Annotated in this window: 14 protein-coding genes; 4 read left to right on the forward strand and 10 right to left on the reverse strand. The window is 42.5% G+C overall.

Features of this window, described 5'->3' with window-relative positions; all coding sequences use genetic code 11:
* Positions 1-155 precede the first annotated feature (155 nt).
* Together Q8O20_RS11590 and Q8O20_RS11595 are read right to left on the reverse strand one after the other, a co-directional pair.
* Positions 156-2,048: a hypothetical protein gene (locus Q8O20_RS11590; RefSeq protein WP_305531314.1), complete on the reverse strand. Its 1,893-nt coding sequence runs from the start codon at positions 2,046-2,048 to the stop codon at positions 156-158.
* 141 nt (positions 2,049-2,189) lie between these two features.
* A complete protein-coding gene (locus Q8O20_RS11595; protein ID WP_305531315.1) occupies positions 2,190-2,615 on the reverse strand; it encodes an Rrf2 family transcriptional regulator in 426 nt (141 codons plus the stop codon).
* Between the two features lie 158 nt (positions 2,616-2,773).
* Here Q8O20_RS11595 and Q8O20_RS11600 point away from each other — a divergent pair, with 158 nt between their 5' ends.
* The gene (locus tag Q8O20_RS11600; RefSeq protein WP_305531316.1) at positions 2,774-5,416 is read left to right on the forward strand and encodes a diguanylate cyclase; all 2,643 of its coding nucleotides are present in this window, start codon (positions 2,774-2,776) and stop codon (positions 5,414-5,416) included.
* Positions 5,417-5,432: 16 nt separating this feature from the next.
* On the opposite strand, the gene Q8O20_RS11605 is transcribed toward Q8O20_RS11600, so the two are convergent.
* The 3 genes from Q8O20_RS11605 to Q8O20_RS11615 form a co-directional block, all read right to left on the reverse strand.
* Complete coding sequence (locus tag Q8O20_RS11605; protein WP_305531317.1) at positions 5,433-7,073, reverse strand: bifunctional protein-serine/threonine kinase/phosphatase; 1,641 nt, start codon at positions 7,071-7,073, stop codon at positions 5,433-5,435.
* 2 nt (positions 7,074-7,075) lie between these two features.
* Positions 7,076-8,353: a nitrate/nitrite transporter gene (locus tag Q8O20_RS11610; RefSeq protein WP_305531318.1), complete on the reverse strand. Its 1,278-nt coding sequence runs from the start codon at positions 8,351-8,353 to the stop codon at positions 7,076-7,078.
* 127 nt (positions 8,354-8,480) lie between these two features.
* A complete protein-coding gene (locus tag Q8O20_RS11615) occupies positions 8,481-11,993 on the reverse strand; it encodes an EAL domain-containing protein (protein ID WP_305531319.1) in 3,513 nt (1,170 codons plus the stop codon).
* A gap of 140 nt (positions 11,994-12,133) precedes the next feature.
* Between Q8O20_RS11615 and Q8O20_RS11620 the strand changes: the two genes are divergently transcribed.
* Positions 12,134-12,478, forward strand: a complete 345-nt coding sequence (locus Q8O20_RS11620; protein ID WP_305531320.1) for a glycine zipper domain-containing protein — start codon at positions 12,134-12,136, stop codon at positions 12,476-12,478.
* A 39-nt stretch (positions 12,479-12,517) separates the two neighbouring features.
* Here Q8O20_RS11620 and Q8O20_RS11625 read toward each other — a convergent pair whose 3' ends face one another.
* The 5 genes from Q8O20_RS11625 to Q8O20_RS11645 are packed head-to-tail and all read right to left on the reverse strand — an operon-like array spanning position 12,518 to position 17,440.
* The gene (locus Q8O20_RS11625) at positions 12,518-13,081 is read right to left on the reverse strand and encodes a hydrogenase-4 component G (protein WP_305531321.1); all 564 of its coding nucleotides are present in this window, start codon (positions 13,079-13,081) and stop codon (positions 12,518-12,520) included.
* Positions 13,082-13,120: 39 nt separating this feature from the next.
* A complete protein-coding gene (locus Q8O20_RS11630; RefSeq protein WP_305531322.1) occupies positions 13,121-14,332 on the reverse strand; it encodes an ABC transporter permease in 1,212 nt (403 codons plus the stop codon).
* Entirely contained in the window at positions 14,329-15,024 is a 696-nt protein-coding gene (locus Q8O20_RS11635; protein WP_305531323.1) for an ABC transporter ATP-binding protein, read from the reverse strand. The genes Q8O20_RS11630 and Q8O20_RS11635 overlap by 4 nt, the downstream gene beginning before the upstream one ends.
* Before the next feature lie 2 nt (positions 15,025-15,026).
* The gene (locus tag Q8O20_RS11640; RefSeq protein WP_305531324.1) at positions 15,027-16,241 is read right to left on the reverse strand and encodes an efflux RND transporter periplasmic adaptor subunit; all 1,215 of its coding nucleotides are present in this window, start codon (positions 16,239-16,241) and stop codon (positions 15,027-15,029) included.
* Positions 16,238-17,440 (reverse strand): TolC family protein, encoded by a 1,203-nt coding sequence (locus Q8O20_RS11645; protein ID WP_305531325.1) that lies wholly within the window; start codon positions 17,438-17,440, stop codon positions 16,238-16,240. The genes Q8O20_RS11640 and Q8O20_RS11645 overlap by 4 nt, the downstream gene beginning before the upstream one ends.
* A gap of 225 nt (positions 17,441-17,665) precedes the next feature.
* On the opposite strand from Q8O20_RS11645, the gene Q8O20_RS11650 reads away from it, so the two are divergent.
* Together Q8O20_RS11650 and Q8O20_RS11655 are read left to right on the forward strand one after the other, a co-directional pair.
* A complete protein-coding gene (locus Q8O20_RS11650) occupies positions 17,666-19,021 on the forward strand; it encodes a hypothetical protein (protein ID WP_305531326.1) in 1,356 nt (451 codons plus the stop codon).
* 8 nt (positions 19,022-19,029) lie between these two features.
* Complete coding sequence (locus Q8O20_RS11655) at positions 19,030-19,767, forward strand: ABC transporter substrate-binding protein (RefSeq protein WP_305531327.1); 738 nt, start codon at positions 19,030-19,032, stop codon at positions 19,765-19,767.
* The last annotated feature ends 12 nt before the right edge of the window (positions 19,768-19,779 follow it).

Below are 19,779 nucleotides of genomic sequence, written 5' to 3' on the forward strand. Positions count from 1 at the left end.
TCTGAAATAATTGTAGAGTAAAAAGTCCGAATATATAAACAGTTATGTGATTAAAAAATAATCACTTTTTAGGTTCTTTCTAAATAATAGGAAAAGAGTTTGCAAAAAAGAGAGAAAAAGGTGAACTGTGAGGATAAATCAGGTCTATAAACGGATCAATACTCGACAAAGGTTAGTGAGAGGAGATCGTTTTTATAGTTGTCTTGCGTTTTATATTCTCGGTAGCCCTCAGAGAGGGCTATTCCTACAAGGTATTTTTTATCTTCAAATAGGGTAAAACAGTGGGTAGACTCTTCTGCGTTAAAGCGTAATATCTCATTCTCAAGAGGGAGTTGCTGTAATAATTTCATCTCGGGATGAGTTGTTGCTATAACAACTCCTTTACGGTCAATAAAGCAAGAGAAACCTTTTTTTGAACTTGAAAAACTATCTTCGAGCATAGCATTAAATTGAGGGTATGCATCAAAAACGATTCCGATTCCCCCTAATGTTATCCCATTAGAACGGATAGTTGAACTGTAAATGTAGGTAGGGGAATCGTTATAAAACAGGTTGTTTTCAAACGGACTGACAAAATAATTTTGGCTATTTTTATTGGAGAGTGTTTTTGAGATATAGTCTCCGGAAACCTTTTTCCCGATGATGGTTTGATCGGATGAAGCGGCGATAATCATCGAATCGGTGTCGTAAATAAAGAGATTGGTATAGACCGTATAGAGACTGTTTATGTAGTGCAATACATCGCTGATACGTTTAATATCGGGGGTTTCTTGAGAAAGTTCTTCTTCAAATGTCGGAGTCATAGCCCACCATCGGCAGTCGTTGGCTCGTTCATAGAGATTTCGATCCATGATATTTATGGCTAATTTTGCGGATGCCTGAACATCAAACACTAGCCCTTCCATAATCGTATTTTCGAGATTCGTAACAGACTCTTTTATGGTTTCTAAAATCGATGTACTTATGTTGCGTAGATTATCCAAAACAGGCGTTAAAACATAGACTCGCTCTTTTGCCGCAATAAGCTCCCCATTAATAATGACATCACTGAGATCTTCGATAACATCATCCGCTTTCATAATAATAGAGCGAATATTATCGTTCAGGGTACATTTAATCTTAGCGGAAGCCGTGGAGGGAAGATTTCGGGAATGATTGATTCCATTTTTATAGGCGATACTGTTCCATTTTGCCCCGTGATACCCCTCATACCCTTTTGTTTTTGCTGAAACATAAAGAGATCCGTTTCGGTAAACATAAGGAGCCTCGGTATCTATGCGGAGAAAATCATTAAGGGATGTGAGTTGATGATCGGATGAGGCTATTACGTCTTTACCGTTTGTAAAGAGGATGTGCTCGTTGGGGTTCAATAAAGATGAGAAAATATGGGACATTTCATCATCAAAACGAAAACACAAGATGAGAACCCCCAGCGTTTGTTGATTTTCTACAATTCTTTGGGCAAATAAAAGCGTTTTGGGCTGGGAAATAAAAAGATCGGTCTGCGCATATCGTTCAATATAGCCATCATAGTGGAGTGCTTCGGTGATAAGGGGATCATCTGAATGGGTTAATGCATTGTTTTCGTTGATGTTGAGGCGAATATTTCCTTTGTCATCCGTAATGATTATTTCATTATAAACACTGTACTTCAGTGTATATTCGATGAGACGCTGACGAAGCTGTTCAGGATTTTTGTTCTCTTTAAGATAGGTGATGATCGATTCATCTGTTGCTAAAAATCCGACATCCGCTGTACGTTCAAAAAGATTCCGGATTAATATATCGATACTTATTTGGGCTTTTGAACGTAATTCTTCGGTATGTTTTTTTAGATTTTCATCGATGAGCAGAGGGATAAGTTCCTCTTGGAGGCTACTGAATGTTTCAATCGTTTTTTCAGTAAAGGAGAATAGGTTTGCCGCTTGTTCAATTGCGCATATTTTTCCGGTGAGGATGATTTTTTTTAAGAATCTATTTTGTCCGTCAAATAGTTGCACATTTCTTTGAATAAACGGAAAAAGTTGTGAAATACTGGACGATTGCATGCCGTTACACCTATTCTACCGTTAAGATATATTTTTATAGATGTAATGATATCTGAGATTAAGAGAGGGTGTGGGTTTAATATAATCATATAGTTGTTTAAAATATATACATACAGGTGAATTTCAAACGATGAAAATGGATTAAATTCGTTTGATTCTGCGTTGAAGAATATCGTCGGTGATTTCACTCAGACACATCGCGTCATACATCTCTAGCATCTCTTGACGCCATTTATCCCATTGTGAATGAAGTGCGCACGGTTTTTCACTTTCACAGTTTCCGATACCGAGAACGCACGCATCAAAGAAGGTTGATCCATCTACGGCATCAATGATAGAGAGTAGGGTGATCTCAGAAGCATCACGAGAGAGAGTAACTCCCCCTGCAGCTCCTCGTTGAGAGATTATGATTCCGGCATGAACCAATTTTTGAAGTGATTTGGCCATAAAATGGAAAGGAAGATCAAGTGCTTCGCTGATCTCTTGTATCCGATGAAATTCCCCTACGGGCTTGGTTGAGAGCCACACGGCAGCACGGATAGTATCTTGGCAAGCAGAAGAGAGCATCAGTAAAACCTTTTGAATATAATAGTGTAATTGTAGCTTAGATTATTGACTCAAGGGGGCATCTTCATGAGAATTGTGGATCACAAGTATCCATAAATTGTCGATATAAATGGACATTATGGTATATTTTAAGAAGCAGGATAGAGGAAGTGGGTTGTATGTTAAAAAAATTTATAAAATGTTGTCGCAGAAATTTTTTCTTTCAGATAACTGTTTTATTTCTTCCTATAGCGATTGGGATTATCGGGATAGCTCTTTACAGTTATGATGTTGAAAAAAAACGAGAATTTACACTTAATGCATCGAATCAATTTGCTATTCTAAATATGGGAAAAAATTCTATTCGTCAAGCTTTGGAGAGAGTCAAATATGATGTTCAATATCTTTCGCATTATCATGAGTTTGAGGATTATATTATTACCGGCTCGTCTGAAAAGGTGAAGGATCTGAGTCATGATTTCAAATTCGTGATGGAAAATCGTCGTGTTTATGATCAGATTCGTTGGATCGATGAAACCGGTATGGAACGGTTTCGGATCAATTTTAATAACGGTTCTCCCGTTCTTATCGATTCTCAATATCTTCAAAATAAAAAAGGGCGTTACTATTTTTCGGATGCGATGCGCTACAGAGAGGGGGAAACCTATTTCTCTTTATTTGATTTGAATGTGGAGAATGAAAAAATAGAAACTCCCTATAAGCCGACGATACGTTCCGCTACACCGATTATAGATAAAGATGGTCATAAAAAAGGGATATTTATTATCAATTATCTAGGGGATGAGTTAATCCATAAATTTATTGATGCCACCTCTCTTTCTCACGGGGATGTAATGTTGCTCAATGATAAGGGATATTGGCTCAAAGGGGTGAAAAAGAGCGATGAATGGGGGTTTATGTTCAATCGTAAAGATTTATCTCTTGCAGAGCGTAATCCGTCCGCTTGGCAACGGATTAGTAAAGAGGAAGAGGGAGAATTTGTTGATGAAAAAGGATTATGGACATTTATGACGATTCATCCACCGGCAAATGTGAAGGAGGGAAGCGAAGGATCGGTATGGAAAGCAGTTATATTGCTTCCAGCAGCCAAACTCTATAGTAAATCTGATACTCTTTTTTCCCATCTCTCCGTATTTGTAGTGCTGGGATTGATCGCGGCAGGAATCGGGAGCTTTACCTTGGCATATCTATACCGAAAAAAACAGCTGATACTCAAAGAACTTTCCGAACTTCACCAAAGAACGGAGGGGATTTTACGCTCTGTTCCTGATATGATTATGCAAGTCGATAACGATAAACGATATATATGGGCTAATCACGTCGGAACCGAGTTTTTCGGAGAAGAGGTAATCGGAAAAGAGGCTTCGTTTTATTTCGAAGGAGAACAAAATACTTATACGATGGTTCAGCCTCTATTTACAGGTGAAAATCATGCGGTTTATGTTGAAAGCTGGCAACGGCGGTATGACGGTGAAAAACGTCTTCTTGCGTGGTGGTGTCAAACGCTTCGGGATGAAGAGGGGATTATTACGGGAATCCTCTCGACAGCTCGGGATATTACCGACGAGTATGAGATACAGAAAAATCTGCAGGAATCCGAAAAAAAATATAAAACGCTTGTGGAAAATTCTATGGTTGGAATTTACCGTTCTGACACGTTAGGCAATATACTCTATGTCAATTCAGCATTGGCAAAGATACTTTCATTTGATTCATCCGATGATCTTATAGAGGGAAAAAGTGTGCTTCGGTACAAAAATCCTGAGGAGAGAGCTATATTCATTGAGAAATTATATAAGGCACGTTATCTTAATAACTATGAAATGGAATTGCTTGATAAGTACGATGTTCCGATTCCGGTAATGGTTAGTGCAACGCTTGAAGAGAATGTTCTCTCAGGAATGATTATTGATATGCGTGAGATCAAAGAATCTCGAAAAGAGATTGAAAAGCTGTCTAAAGCGGTTGAGCAGGTTGACGATATCGTGTATATCACGGACAAGGTTGGCAATATTTCGTATGTCAATGAAGCATATAGCCGTCATACCGGATATACAAGAGAAGACGCAATAGGAAATAATTCAAGAATTTCAAAATCGGGGATGCATGATCGTGAGTTTTATAAGGAACTGTGGACAACAATCCTCAATGGAGAAGTCTATCGTAATACATTGATCAACCGAAAGAAAAACGGTGATTTATATTATGAGAAAAAAACCATTACACCCCTAAAAGATGATAACCATCACATTGTCGGATTTATTTCCACAGGAAAAGATGTTACACAAGAGACGATGTTGCATCAGGAAGTGGAGCGTATCGCTACGATCGATAGTCTCACAGGTATCTATAACCGCCATAAATTTGAAGAGCTTTTTATTCTGGAAAGCGAGCGATCACGTCGATTTGGACATCCTCTTTCTATGATCATGATTGACATCGACCATTTTAAATCGGTAAATGATACGTACGGTCACAACGTTGGAGATGAAGTGCTTAAACACTTAGCCAATGTTGCGCAGGAAAATATCCGTAAAATTGATATATTTGCACGATGGGGAGGGGAAGAGTTTTTGATTTTAAGCCCTGATACGGATTTGGAAAATATCCGAAAATTGGCTGAAAAATTACGTATGGCGGTCGAAAAAGCAGTATTTCCGACGATTGGGCATATAACAATCAGTTTAGGAGTTAGCACTCTCGGTAAAGACGATTCTTTTAGCGAATTGTTCAAGCGGGCTGACCATGGACTCTACTACGCAAAAGAACATGGAAGAAATCAGGTAGGTATGTTCACCTAATCTTTAACAGCATTCCCTATTTTGACACGTAGAGGACAAACGTCCAAACTTCAAGAATCAACATGATAAAAAACCCGATTTTATAAAACGTAGCGGGTGAGCGTTCGATAAGCGGTGTTTCTTTGCAAAAAAACGGTTTAACTTTTTCGGGTGCCTTCAGTTCATAAAATAATTCAGAATAGTGAGCGTAGCGCTGATTTGTTGAGATTGCAATGGCACGCATTATGACAGAATCAAGCCACATCGGAATATTTTTATTTAGCTGCGCGGGGCGTTTGGGGGATTTAAAGATCGGTGTTTGAAACGGTTCAATTTCTCCGTAGGGAAATTTTCCGGTAAGTGCCCAATATAAGGTGACTCCAATAGAGAAAATTTCGGTAGATTCGTTAATGACGCTTCCGTTGAAACGCTCAGGGGCGAGATAGGTAGGGGTGCCGGCACGGGAATTAGTAGAGAAAATCTGAACAATGGAGCCGAAATCGACCATCTTGAAATCGACTCCCGCTTCCCCCTCTTTTTTATAAACGAGGATATTCTCAGGTTTTATATCGCCGTGAACAAGACCCAAATGGAGCAGATGCGCTTCGGCACGATGGAGGAATTTTCCAAGAGAAATGGCATTATCGACGGAGAGAGGACGATTTTTAAGATACTCTTGGAGATTTACCCCCTCCACCAGCTCCATCAGATAATAGCGCATACTTCGCTCATTGGGTACCCACGCGTGCCCAAACGCTTTGTGGGTGATTTGTTTGGCGTACCATGCTTCATGGACAAATGCATCGAGAGTCTCTTCATCATCCGCGTAGAGAGGAAATTTCATCACACAGACGTCATCCCCTTTGGCTACTTTCCAAATACGCGCATGCGCCATCATAGGGCTGATAAGCGTGTATCCGTCGATGATTTCACCAACGTTGAGGGTCTCAGGTATCGGGAGGGGGATATTTTTAAGTGCGTGAAGCGGATCAAGAGAAATAATCCGGAAGATTTGGAGGCTCATATCATCACGATTTTCCGGCGCACAATTTTGGGAGGCGTGATGGATTAGTGTGGAAGCACCTAATCCTTTATGAATCAAATCCGCAAAGGTTCTTTCATCTATAAGGTTATAAACACCGTCACTGCACATAATAAGCGTGTCACCCACACCAATAGGTGTTGAGAGTATACTCAACTCGATATTTTCACTCAAGCCGCATGCGGAGGTTAAGACATGGGACATGTATTCGTCATCCATGGTATGATCACGTGTAAGACGGCAAAGTTCTCCCTTTGCTGTGAGAAGATAGATACGCGAATCACCGAGATGAAGAGTGTAGAGGTTTTCTCCCTCAATCACAGCAAGGCATAGTGTCGTAAGCAGTTCGATTTTCCCGTATTGGGTCATCGACTCTTTAAATAACAGAGAATTGATATGACGGGTAAAAACCTCCATGGTTTTAGGAATATCCCATGCCTTCGGACGATTTTTGAACTGATCAATAAAGAATTTGACACATTGGCGTGCGGCGGTACCGCCTCTTGCAGCACTACCGACTCCATCGCACAGTACACTGACTAACAACGCATTGTCAATGATAGTGAAGGCACACGAATCATCCCCTGTTGAGGAGTCTTTAGGGAGGATGAATTCGGAAGATTGAAGTTCTAACATTATTATATTCTAGCTCCGGAAACAGCGCCCCATGTGGTACGCCAGCGTGTTTTTACCAAACTTATCCCTACTAAAGCAACCATTACCATCGCCGCAAAGATCAAAAATCCGGCACTATAGCCATCGTACGCTCCTTGAGACCAGCCGAAGGTTTTGATAAGTACCGTACCGCCCAGACCGCCGGCCGCACCGATAAGCCCCGTCATAATTCCGATATCTTTACCGAAACGTTGCGGTACGAGTTGAAATACCGAGCCGTTCGCCATTCCGAGGTTGGCCATAATGAGAAACATGACAAGAATCGCTCCCCAAAACGGCAGAGCAACAAACGCGCTGATAAAGGAGAGTACGATAATCATACCGAAAAAAATGTAAAGGGATTTGATTCCCCCCATTTTATCGGCAAAGGCACCTCCTACGGGGCGAAGCATCGCACCGGCAAAGATACAAAGCGCTCCGAAATAGCCGGCAATTACTTTTACGTTACTCTCATCCATTACATTGATTCCAAACGAGGACATATCGGCTTGATACGTATTCATCAAATAGACTTTCATATAGTTGGCAAATCCGATAAATCCTCCGAAACTGACGGCATAAAAGAGGTTAAACCACCATGTGTCACGATCACGCATCAGTTTGAGATAGTCGCGCAATTTTTTCGGATTAGGTTTATAAACGGATGTCGGAGCATCTTTTGCCATCATCATATAGGCGACTAAGACGATAGTCGATAACACCGCACCGACGAGAAACACCGATGCCCATCCCCATAATTCGGCAATTTTAGGGGCAAACAAAAAGTCGATAACGACACCGATATTTCCAGCACCCGCGATCCCAAGGACAGTTCCTTGTAAACGCGGCGGATACCATTGACCCGCTTGCGGCAGTGCGACGGCAAACGATGCTCCGGCAAATCCAAGTCCCAAGGCAACCCATAGCAACTGACTATACGTAATTGTATCTGCGCTCATATATGCATAGAATAACGTTGCGATAACGATGAGCTGAGAAATGAGAGCCGTCTTTTTTGCGCCGAATTTATCGACAAATATTCCCAAAACAATTCGAAGCAAAGCTCCGGCTAAAACCGGAATCGCCAGCAGGGTGGCCTGCTGATCATCACTCATCGTGAAGCCTCGCAAAGAGAGAGACTCTCCGATCTCAGTGGCGAGTGGCCCCAGCATCGTCCACATCATAAAACTAAAGTCAAAATACAAGAAAGCGGCAAACAGTGTCGGCCAGTGTCCCTCTTTTTTTAAATCTCCGAACTTCATAGGTTCTCCTAATTAGGATTTTTTTATCTGAAATAATTGTAGGGTAAAAAAGTGGGTATGAATGTACTAATCTGATTAAATAATAATCAATAACACCAATGGGAGGAAAAGGGGTGAGAGAAGCTCTCTAGTATGAGAGAGCCCGTGCGAAGGCTTTAAACTCTTCTGCGGGAACAGGCTGACTAAAATAGTAGCCTTGTATCTCATCGCAGCCGCTTTGGCGGAGTATATCAAGCTGTTCCGATGTTTCAACACCCTCAGCTATTGTTATCATATTGAGGTTGTGTGCCATATTAATGATTGTATTAACGATCGTTTTGTCTTCAGGGTTTTCGGTAATATCCCGTATGAAAGATTGATCGATTTTGAGTTTGTAGATCCGAAATTTTTTCAAGTAATTGAGGGAAGAGTATCCGGTTCCAAAATCATCGATTGACATTCGTATTCCGTGAGCATGGAATGTATTCATAATCTCAATGGCTTGGAGAGGATTTTCCGAAGCGATTCTCTCCGTCAGTTCAAGTTCAAGATACTCAGGAGGGAGTTTTAACTCATCTAGTATCCCTAAGACCACTGAAACTAATTTCGGATGTCGGAATTGGACGGCAGAGAGATTAACGGCCATGATAATAGGCTCTAGCCCCTCATCGATCCAAGTTTTTAATTGTGCAAGAGCACGGTGGAGTACCCATTCACCTATTGCAATGATTTGACCGCTCTCTTCGGCAATAGGGATGAACTCTGAGGGAGATATCATTCCGAGAGTCGGATGATTCCAACGCAACAGTGCTTCTGCCCCGATAAGAGATTGTGTTTCAATCGTCAGTTGAGGCTGATAGTAAAGTTCGAGTTCATTACGTGCCAATGCTTGTCGAAGGGCGTTTTCGAGTTCGAGATTTCGGGCGGAGCGCTCTTGGATTTCCGGAGTGAAAAAACGGTAGCAGTTTCGTCCGTCGTGTTTTGCACGGAACATTGCCGCATCGGCCGCTTGAGAGAGAGATGTGAAATCTTTTCCATCGATCGGATAGAGGGCGATTCCGATGGAGAGCGTTACGGAGAGCTCGTGATGTTGAAGTTTGTAGGGCTTTGAAATTTGCTCAATCAGTTTTTCAGCCGCATGCGCTGCACCGTCGGGATCCACGCCGGAAAGGAGAATCATAAATTCATCTCCTCCTTGGCGCGATAGGGTATCTTCTTCAAGGAGCACCGATTGAATACGTGAAGCAACTTGAATAAGAAGCTCATCACCGATATTATGGCCAAGAGTATCATTGATGTTTTTAAAATGATCCAGATCCACATAGAGTAATGCTATGGATTCTTTATTACGATCGGCAATATGCATAGCATAATCCATTCGGTCGTTGAGTAGAGTACGGTTCGGTAATCCGGTAAGGGTGTCAAAATGGGCAAGCCAGCGCACTTTTTCTTCCGCTGTTTTTTGAAGGGTAATATCCTGAAGTGAGCCGTGAATGTTAATCACTTTAGTATCATTGAGAATTGGAGTGCTGATAATACGAATCCATTTTTGATTCCCTTTGGGAGTCGTTATCTGCAATTCGAGATCACATGGCATTGCCTGATGAATCGCTTGATCCAAAGCTCTCTCGACATTGATGCGTGATTCGCCATGAAAAACACTTAGACCAAGCTCAAGGGTGATGGTGTCTGTTGGGTTCATTTCAAAAATTTGTGCGGCTTCTTTTGTCCATGTTACGGTATTGGTTTCTGGGTTAATTTCCCATCCTCCGATATGGGCTATGGCACTCATCTCTTCGAGAAGTTGCTCCGTCTGATGGAGCTGTGCTTCGGATAACAGCCGATTGGTTTCACGATCAAAGTTTTCCATTGCAAAACTTATATCCATGGCCATTTCGACTAGCAATGCTTGACTTGAAGGATCAAACGCATGACTTTTATGAGAATAAACGGTGAATGCCCCTATGACTTCACCATACAGATGAAACGGTAATGAGGCAGACGCTTCCCATCCCGCTGTTTTGCCCCGCTCATGCCATGGTGCTGTTGAGTGATCGTTTAGAAAATCCTGACACCAGTAGGGACGATTTTCCCGTATAGAGGTTCCGGTTGGACCGTGACCCGATGCGGTGTCGGCAAGAGTAGAGATTTCTATCCCATCTAGGTAATGGTGTACATCTCCGTATGAGGCGACAGGTCGTACAAGCCCACTCTCTCGATCAATAAGACCGATCCATGCCATAGTGATAGAGTGATCAGACACTATACCTTTGCACACTTCTCTAAAGAGTTCCGTAGGGGTAGAAGAGCGGACAATTGCCTTATTACAGTGACTGAGAGCTGCATAGAGATGGGAGAGCTGTTCTATACGGAGTTCATCATTATGACGCTGTGTTATGTCTCTTGCGATCCCTAAGACTCCTTGCAAAACGTGGTTTTCATTGTACATAGGAACTTTAACCGTCTCTAAAAAGGCACGGTGTCCATCCGCTGCAAACGTTACCCACTCTTCATTCGTCATCGGTTTATCCGCAAACATGGCTAAGCGGTCATTCTCACGGAAAAAGTCTGCCAGCTCGGTATTTACAAAATCATAATCGGTTTTGCCGACTATTATCTCTTCTTTGGCACCGAAAAAACGTTCGAACATGGGATTACAGAGAAGATAGACCCCCTCACTGTTTTTAAGCCATATCAGATCGGGAATGGTATCGAGGAGCGTATGGAGTTGGTTTTTGGTTTCTGAAATTTCAGAGGTTCGTTCGTAGACACGTTTTTCAAGCAGATATCGATGATGTCTCAGTTCAGTGAATTGTTTGGCAACATATCCTAAAAGGAGACTTATCAATGTACCTATAGTCGTTCCTATGGCTAAGAGCCAATGATCGTGCCATCCCTCCGTCGGTGCAATATGAAGTTTCCATTGAGCATTAGGGAGTTTTATGATTGTCTCAACAGGATGATCCATTTTCTTGTTACTTGAAGCGGCAATCATCTGTAGCTGCTTTGTTTGTGGGTGGATTCGGGTGATGGTATACTGATAACCGTTTTTGGTAAGATCGTTCAGCGCATTCGTATGTAGAATATCGGGGAATCGGATCACAATAATAACAAATCCCCAGAACTTTTTATCTTCACCTTTAAAAACGGGTAAACGTCCGACAATCCCCTCTTTTCCCTGTATCAGATTCAGCGGTCCGGCTAGTGTTAATTTGCCGCTTTCACGTGCAATGAGAGCCTCGCTTCGCTGCTGCGGATCGGTGAATAAATTAAATCCAATAGCTTTTTCATTGCCGGACAAAGGGACTACATTTTTGATGATTCCATTCGGGGCAAGGGCGATCTCAGAGATCATAGGATAATGAAGGATAAGTTTTTTAGCAATAGATTCAAAATCATGGGTTTGGCCGTCTTCAAGAATCGTCGAAGAAATCGGATAGCTCAATGCCATCATCTGATCGATTTTTTTGTATAAATAAAAGCTATTTTCGTTTGCGAGATCTTTTATTTTGTGCTTCATCTCGTTGATACGCATCGTATCCAAATGCCAAAGGACACTTGCAGAAATGATAGCACTCATCAGAAAAACACTAATTCCCGCTAACCATTCTTTTGAGCGATAGTTGCCTAATAGTATAAAAGAGGAAGATCCTTGCATCATTAAAAAACCTATTGTTACTATTTAATATGGAGGAGAGTGTAAAAATTATAGCACCCTTTTGATGAAGTGATTCTGCGAAAAAGGCATTGATTCTAGGTTAACAGTTTTAGGGTAAAATGTTAAAAATATAAGGAGTAATTATGATGCAACATAAATTAGTAATATCGTTCATAGCGGCACTTTTTATTGTAACCGGTGTGCAAGCAGGAGAGGTTGACGGGAGTGCCGTCCTCGGAAGTATGGTCGGTGCGGGAGTCGGTTCAGCGGTAGGTTCAGCTTCCGGCGGTAAAGAGGGTGCGATCATCGGCGGAGGTGTCGGAGGTGCTATCGGTGCTGCCGTCGGAAGCAAAAATACGTCAACTAGAAGTTCAGTGACGACACAAAGAGTAATAGCACTAGAGGATGACAACGACGGACATCGTGATAACGGTAAACATAAAGGTCATTATAAATCCAAGAACAAACATAATAAAGGACGTGATTAATCAAAATTGTGAATAGCTCAAAAGGGATAATCCTTTTGACTACGCTGTCGTATCGAGGACGTTTCCACCTAAAGCGGTGATTTTCTCATCAATTTTAGCCAACGCTTTTTCGAGTGTCTCATAGGAGATATCGGGGAGTTTATCTCCCCACATTTTTTCCGCTTCATTGAACCCGGTAATAATCCCCTCACGACCCGCTTTGAGTCGCTCTAAATCATCTCCGCCTCCCATAAGAACAAAATCAGCTAAACGCTCAGAGGTTTGAGTAACACCGAAAAACCCCTCTTCACTCACTAATGCTTTGGCTTCATCGGGATTCATATCGGCAATCGCTTTACCGCTATAACCGATCGCTTCAAAATCGATCGAACTTAATATATCTTTCACTTTTTCCAGATCAAACGGAGCGCTTTGAGCTTGGAGATTGTTGGCTGAATAACTCTCTATTCTGAGGCTGTATTCAACGAGATAGGCTTGAGAGAGGGCTTTACCTGAAATCTCTCCGCTTTTGATTTTTTCTTTAAAATCTTGGCTCTCTTTTTCGTTTAACCCTAAGGCACTTTGTGTGTAGGGGTTGATCGACGATCCGGTTCCAATTTGCATAATTGCTCCTTTTGGACTGTATATAGTAATATCGGCGAATTACTCATACCGTAAAGCGTCGATCGGATTGAGTCTGGCCGCTTTTCGAGCGGGAAAGTAGCCGAATACGATCCCAACGAGGGTAGAGAATAAAAAAGCGATAATGACGATTGATGTGTTAAACACCAACGGCAGATCAAAGAAGAGACTGACCCCTATCCCAACTCCGACCCCTAAGATAACTCCGATAACTCCCCCTAAAGAGGATAGTACGATCGCCTCGACCAAAAACTGAAGCAGTACTTCCCTCTCCAGTGCTCCGATGGCAAGACGGATTCCGATTTCACGAGTCCGCTCGGTGACGGAGACGAGCATAATGTTCATGATGCCGATACCGCCGACGAGGAGGCTGATTGCGGCAACCGCCCCTAAGAGAATGGTGAGCATCTTCGTCGTGGAAGAGAGGGTTTGGACGATCTCACGCATATCACGGACATTAAAATCGTTTTCATCTCCGCTTTGGATTCGACGTCTCTCTTGCAGTAATGAGGTGAGAGCCGATTTGGCATTTTCAATCATAGATGAGGAGGTCGCGGAGACCATAATAACGGAAATATCGCGATTGCCGCTGATACGGCGCTCAAACATTCCTAAAGGGACAACGATGAGGTCATCTTGATCCATTCCGAACATGGATGCCCCTTTGGTCTCTAAGACACCGATCACATGACATGAAAAGTTACCCAAACGGATGGAAGAGTCAAGGGGATCTTGATCGCCGAAAAGCTCACGATGAACGGTTGCTCCGATGACGCAAACCGCTTTCCCCCCTTGCAGCTCTGCGGCACTGAACACTCTTCCCGAAGAGGTTTCCCAATCTTTGACGACGAAATAGTCGTTATTGCTCCCCGCAATGGTGGTGGAGTAGTTTTGATTCCCGTAAACCGCTTTCATCCCCTGTGTACTGATAGGGGCAACCGCATGGATGTCAGGAATTTCCCGCTTAATGGTTTCAACATCGGTATGGGTAAAGGGTTTGGTGTTTGCATCGGCGATTCGGGGGCCATGGCGATCCTGACCCGGTTGAATCACCAGCATATTGGTTCCCAGTTTGGAGATGCTGTTGGTGACGTAGGCGGTGGTCGCGTCGCCGAGCATTACCATAGCGATGACGGATGCAACCCCTATAACAATACCGAGTGTGGTGAGAATGGAGCGCATCGCACTGCGGCGAATCTCCCGAAGTGCTAAAATAAACGCATTCCAGATCATTGCTCAACCTTATCAATCATTCCGTCGCGAAAATGAATTTTTCGGGTAGCGAATGCTGCCATATCGACTTCATGCGTCACCATGATGATAGTAATCCCTTTATCTCGATTAAACGACTTTAACAGCTCCATAACCTCGATACTTTTGGCGGTATCTAGATTTCCGGTTGGCTCATCCGCGAGAAGTACCAACGGATCGGTAACGATAGCACGGGCAATGGCGACACGCTGCTGCTGCCCTCCCGAGAGTTCCCCCGGAGTGTGGTGAGCCACATGCTCCAACCCTACACTTTTAAGCGCTTCGAGGGCTTTTGCTCTTCGCACATCGGCAGGAAACCCCCGATACAGAAGGGGAAGTTCGACGTTTTCGACCGCTGAGGTTTTTCCCAATAGGTTGAACCCCTGAAAAATAAATCCGATGTAGTTGCGTCGCAGCAGGGCGCGTTGATCGCGAGAGAGGGTACCGACATCGATCCCTTGAAAGAGGTATTGACCTGTTGAGGGGGTATCAAGACACCCTACGATATTCATAGCCGTCGATTTTCCTGATCCGCTGGGTCCCATAATGGCGACGAATTCGCCGTGCGCTATTTCAAAATCGACCCCCCTCAGGGCATACGCGGCCGCGTCCCCTTCACCGTAGGATTTGGTGACACCCTTAAAGCCGATAACCGGAGGTATGTGTGTTTCCATATTTACTGTTCTTTGATCCCGATGATAACATCATCGCCTGATTTTAGGGAAGAGTCCAAAATGGCGGTGGAAATTCCGTCGCTTTTACCCACTTTTACCTCTATTTTTTCAGCTTTTCCTTCCCGAAGTATCCAGAGCGCTTTTCCGTTTGTATGTGCCGATTTTTGAGCTGTTTTCTCTTTAGCATCTTTCTCTAAGGGAGGGGTAAATCGGAGTGCCGCATTAGGGACGGTGAGGGCAGAGGGCAAAACACCCGTAATGATTTGTGCCGTTGCGGTCATCCCCGGACGAAGTTGAAGATTTTCATTAGGAACTTCGACAACGGCATCGTAGGTGACGACACCGTTGACCATAACAGAGTTCAGACGCAGCTGGGTGATAATCCCTTTAAATCGGTGATCGGGATAGGCATCGACGGTAAATGTCACCGTTTGTCTCTCTTTGACTTCGCCGATATCGGCTTCATCGACACTGACGATAACTTTCATCGTATTAAGACTTTTTGCCATTTTGAACAAAATAGGGGTTTGCATTGCGGCAACAACGGTTTGTCCCGGTTCCACTTTGCGCTCCAGCACGATCCCCTCGATAGGAGAGACGACAATGGCTTTGCGAAGATTATCCTGATGCGTTTCGAGCTCCGCACTTGCCTGTGCAGATTGGGCAATCGCGGCATCCACTCCCGCTTTGGCGGAGAGAAGTGCATTATCGGCTTCATCGACCTCTTTTTTAGAAGGGTAATTGCCCCCTGTCGAGGTGTACATTTTGTGGACACGCTCAAACTCGTTTTTGGCATTGGCTAGAGTCGCCTTTGCTACGGATATATTGGCTCTGTAGCGAAGCAATGCCGCTTCGGAACTAGTAACGGCAGAGGAGAGTTTAGTCGTATCCAACCGTGCCATAAGTTGCCCCTCACGGACATGATCGTTATAATCGACGAGAACGTCGGTGATGGTACCCGAGACTTCTATCCCTACATCGATAGTATTGGTAGGTTCCAAATTTCCCGTTGCCGATACAGTCGTGGTCAGCTCTTTTATCACGGCGGGTGCGGTGAGATATTCGGTTTTTGAAGAGGCTTGGTTTTTTATCCAAAACCATCCTCCTCCCGCTATCAGGCTTACGACACCGGCGATAATAATGTATTTTGTAAGAGGCGATTTTTTCGCAGAACCGAGTCCGAGAGTTTGGTTGATGGAGTCAGGTGTTGGGTTCATAAAAGTTCCTTCGAAGGATTAAGGGCAAAATGGAGTTGTGCAAGGAGGATTTGGATATTGATCTCATTGATTGTAATCTCCAACTCTTCGATTGCTTTCGTATTTTTGAGAGTTTGCAAGTCATATCCCGTTTTGGTTCCCGCATTGACTCCCGCTTCTATAGCACGCAAAAGATCATTATAGAGGATCAGATTTTCGGAGGTGATAGCGATGCTCTCCCGATAACTTTCAATTTTTTCAATCACTTGGGCATACGCAGCATCAAGTTCCCTTTTTTTATCGGCGATCGTGGCATTTTCTTTGAGATACGTTGCTTGTGCCTCTTGGATAGTGGCGGAGGCGTTATAGGTAAGCGGCAGGGTAAGTTGCACCCCTGCACTGTAATAATTTCCGCTGTAGCCGCTTAGCTCTTGAGGATCGTATCGGCGGTACCCTACATCACCGATGAGAGAGAGGATGGGAAGATAGCGACTGCTGGTTACCCCTGAGAGGTTTTTAAGGGTATCGGCTTGGGCACGGCTATATTCCACATCAAATTGATGTTCTACAAACTGCTCTTTTCCTATGAGGTCAAAACGGGGGAGGGGAAAGCTCTCTGGATTGATATCACTGAGCTTTGCAATCTCATATCGTTGTTCGGCGAGGGAGTATTTGAGTGAGGCAACGCTTTTTTGCTCAACACTTTTTCCCATCAATGCATTGTTCAGCTCCGTAATATCGACTTTTCCGGCATCGTATAACTGCCGTTTTATAAATACCTCGATCTCTTTATTTTCCAGACGTTTCATACTTTGATCTAGTAAAACACTGTTTTTTTGGTAATTTAAAAGGGAGATGAAGAGCTGTTGATTATAGAGTGCGATATCTTTTTGCAGACGTATCGTTTCACTCTGTTTTTTGGCATCCGCATATTTGATCTGATAGGTGATTCCACCGGAACGGAAAATATCTTGGGAGATGGAGGCAGAGAGGGTTTCGGTATCGCTGTGATAGCCGCCTTGGGCACTTTTATCATAATCATAGATAGCATTCAAATTGAGGGGAGAAATCCAGTTATATCGGAGCTTTTGGTGCTCAGATTCATAGATCTCTTGCTGATATTTTAGAAGCGTTTGCTTTTCAGGAGAGAGAAGCGACGCCGTATAAGCACCGAGTAATGATAATGGGATAAGGATGAGAAAAAATGGGTTCCGTTTCATTCTTTCATTGTAATCTATTTTCGGTAATTTTAATGTAAACGAATTTTAAATATTTGGTAACAAGTCAACAATAATCCTTTAGTCGATTTTGTTTATTAGATGTAGTGCATCCTGCTTTTATTATCATTCCAATTTGGCGTAAAAATTTTTATTAAATTAGCCGTTAATAACTATTATTGTTGTATACTTTATGATATTAATGAGAGCAATAACAAAGAAGCACAAGTGATAAAAAATACTCAACATTTTATAGTATTGATTAGTACTTTTATGCTTCTGCCCATATCGGTAAAAGCGGATGAAACAAATTCCAGTACCATTAATTATGGCAGTTTATCAGGTATGGCCCGTTTTTATTATATTTTCACTCCGTCGTATGTTAAAAGCGGGAGAGAGGATGATTATAAGGTTGATGGAAGTGCGATAGGCGGTCATGTAAAATACACATCTCCACAATTTGAAAACTTTGGTGTTTCCTCCGCTCTATACTATGTACGAGATACAAAGTTAAATGATACCAATGACCCAAACACCATGGTCTCGGCAGGACGCTTTTTCACAAAAGATTATTCAGATAAAGCAGTGCTCGGTGAATTAAATCTTTTTTATAAAGAGAAAGATCATCAGCTGATAGCGGGGCGTCAAAGGATCGATTCTCCTTTAACAAGTGCCATTATTACATTTATGCCAAATATGTTTGAAGCCCTGTACTATACAAACAGCCAGTTCGATAATGTGGAGTTCAGTCTGTTGCACATTGACAAAATGGCATATGGGACAAGAGCACCTGTGGAGTTCGGATTGATCGGAGAAACAACTAAAACCGCTGGAGCCACACAAAGTGCACTAGAAATCAGAGGTGAGTTTTTGCCTATAGAGCAGCAGGTACTGGCAAACACTTCAGCACATACGAGAGGGGTAAGCGGATTTTCGCTAACCAATAACTCACTTAAAAACACGACTATTCGAGTATGGGATTTCTACGCATACGATATTATCAATATGCTCTACATTGATTCGATGTATAAAAAGAGTGATGGATTTTTGCCGTATTCTATCGGTGCACAATATTTGAACGTAAGAAGCGTAGGTGATAATTTGGCATCATCTTGGCTCGATGCTTCGAGCGCAACGATGGTAGGGCTAAAATTTGCCTTTGATTATGAGAATATATCTGCATACATTGCCTATAACCACTCAGGAAACGCTAAAGTGTTAAACCCTTTTGGTGGTGATCCTGCATACACCTCTTCTTATTTTTCTAGAAATGGTTACAGAGCAAATGTGGATGCGTATAAAATAGGGGTTGATCTAAAAATCAATAACGTTTTGAAGATTATAGCCAGCCATGCGGATTACGGTAAATCAACTACTATCGGAACTTTTTCACCGTCTCAGCCTCTTCAAGCGGCAGCATTGCCACAGGGAAATGCGAGAGAGTCAGCACTGTTGTTTTCATACAACCCAATGAAACAGTTAAATATTCTAACGGGCCCTATTTACAAGACGAGCGAGTATTACTACGCTTCAAAACAGGTCAGACTTTTAGATTTAGATCTTGTAATAACGTATAGGTTTTAGGTAGAGTTATGCGTAGTTTAACACTATTATTTTTATTTACATTCTCCTCTCTAATGGCCAAAGAGAGTGCACTTCATGTCAGTTCAGGTTTTCCTGAGCCTGAAACGTTTTTGGTGGAGTCCATTGTTAAAGAGGGATTTAAAAGAGCCGGTATTCCTATAAAGTACCAAACGGTTCCTACTGAGCGCTCTTTGATCAATGTAAATCTGGGACTCGATGATGTGGAAGCAGGGAGAATAGAAGGGATGGAAAAACTTTATCCCAATCTTGTAAGAGTTCCTGTCCCAATCCACAATATTGATATTGTATTGCTGAGTAAAAAGCGATTCCATATTAAAAATATATCGGATCTAAAACCTTATCATTTAGGCTTAAATAGGGGGGTTAAAATTGCAGAAACGATTGCAAAACAAGCCAATCCTCAATCAATAACTGAAGCAACATCGTATAAAATGCTTATCAAAATGCTCACGAATAACCGTATTGATATAATCATTACCAGTAAAATAGCTATTTTTACCATATTGGCGGATACCAATGAAAAAGGTCTTTTTATGACCTCTAAACCTCTTGAGTCACGCCCAATCTATACCTATCTTAATAAAAAGCATCAGTCTCTTATTCCAAAACTTGAGGCGGCATACAAATCGATGGAAACGGACGGAACGATTCAAAAAAAGCATGAGCAGTTTTTGCAGAAGCTTGGAAAAAAAATCGGTGATAAAGTAGAAGTTGTCAATGATTAAGAACTTTTTATA

It is taken from the genome of Sulfuricurvum sp., assembly GCF_030691015.1.
Lineage (GTDB): Bacteria > Campylobacterota > Campylobacteria > Campylobacterales > Sulfurimonadaceae > Sulfuricurvum.

What these genes read in the sequence shown, in the direction of transcription:
- Q8O20_RS11590 (WP_305531314.1), bottom strand. Translation starts at nt 2,048, where the DNA reads ATGCAATCGTCCAGTATTTCACAACTTTTTCCGTTTATTCAAAGAAAT.
- Q8O20_RS11595 (WP_305531315.1), bottom strand. Translation starts at nt 2,615, where the DNA reads ATGCTCTCTTCTGCTTGCCAAGATACTATCCGTGCTGCCGTGTGGCTC.
- Q8O20_RS11600 (WP_305531316.1), top strand. Translation starts at nt 2,774, where the DNA reads ATGTTAAAAAAATTTATAAAATGTTGTCGCAGAAATTTTTTCTTTCAG.
- Q8O20_RS11605 (WP_305531317.1), bottom strand. Translation starts at nt 7,073, where the DNA reads ATGTTAGAACTTCAATCTTCCGAATTCATCCTCCCTAAAGACTCCTCA.
- Q8O20_RS11610 (WP_305531318.1), bottom strand. Translation starts at nt 8,353, where the DNA reads ATGAAGTTCGGAGATTTAAAAAAAGAGGGACACTGGCCGACACTGTTT.
- Q8O20_RS11615 (WP_305531319.1), bottom strand. Translation starts at nt 11,993, where the DNA reads ATGATGCAAGGATCTTCCTCTTTTATACTATTAGGCAACTATCGCTCA.
- Q8O20_RS11620 (WP_305531320.1), top strand. Translation starts at nt 12,134, where the DNA reads ATGATGCAACATAAATTAGTAATATCGTTCATAGCGGCACTTTTTATT.
- Q8O20_RS11625 (WP_305531321.1), bottom strand. Translation starts at nt 13,081, where the DNA reads ATGCAAATTGGAACCGGATCGTCGATCAACCCCTACACACAAAGTGCC.
- Q8O20_RS11630 (WP_305531322.1), bottom strand. Translation starts at nt 14,332, where the DNA reads ATGATCTGGAATGCGTTTATTTTAGCACTTCGGGAGATTCGCCGCAGT.
- Q8O20_RS11635 (WP_305531323.1), bottom strand. Translation starts at nt 15,024, where the DNA reads ATGGAAACACACATACCTCCGGTTATCGGCTTTAAGGGTGTCACCAAA.
- Q8O20_RS11640 (WP_305531324.1), bottom strand. Translation starts at nt 16,241, where the DNA reads ATGAACCCAACACCTGACTCCATCAACCAAACTCTCGGACTCGGTTCT.
- Q8O20_RS11645 (WP_305531325.1), bottom strand. Translation starts at nt 17,440, where the DNA reads ATGAAACGGAACCCATTTTTTCTCATCCTTATCCCATTATCATTACTC.
- Q8O20_RS11655 (WP_305531327.1), top strand. Translation starts at nt 19,030, where the DNA reads ATGCGTAGTTTAACACTATTATTTTTATTTACATTCTCCTCTCTAATG.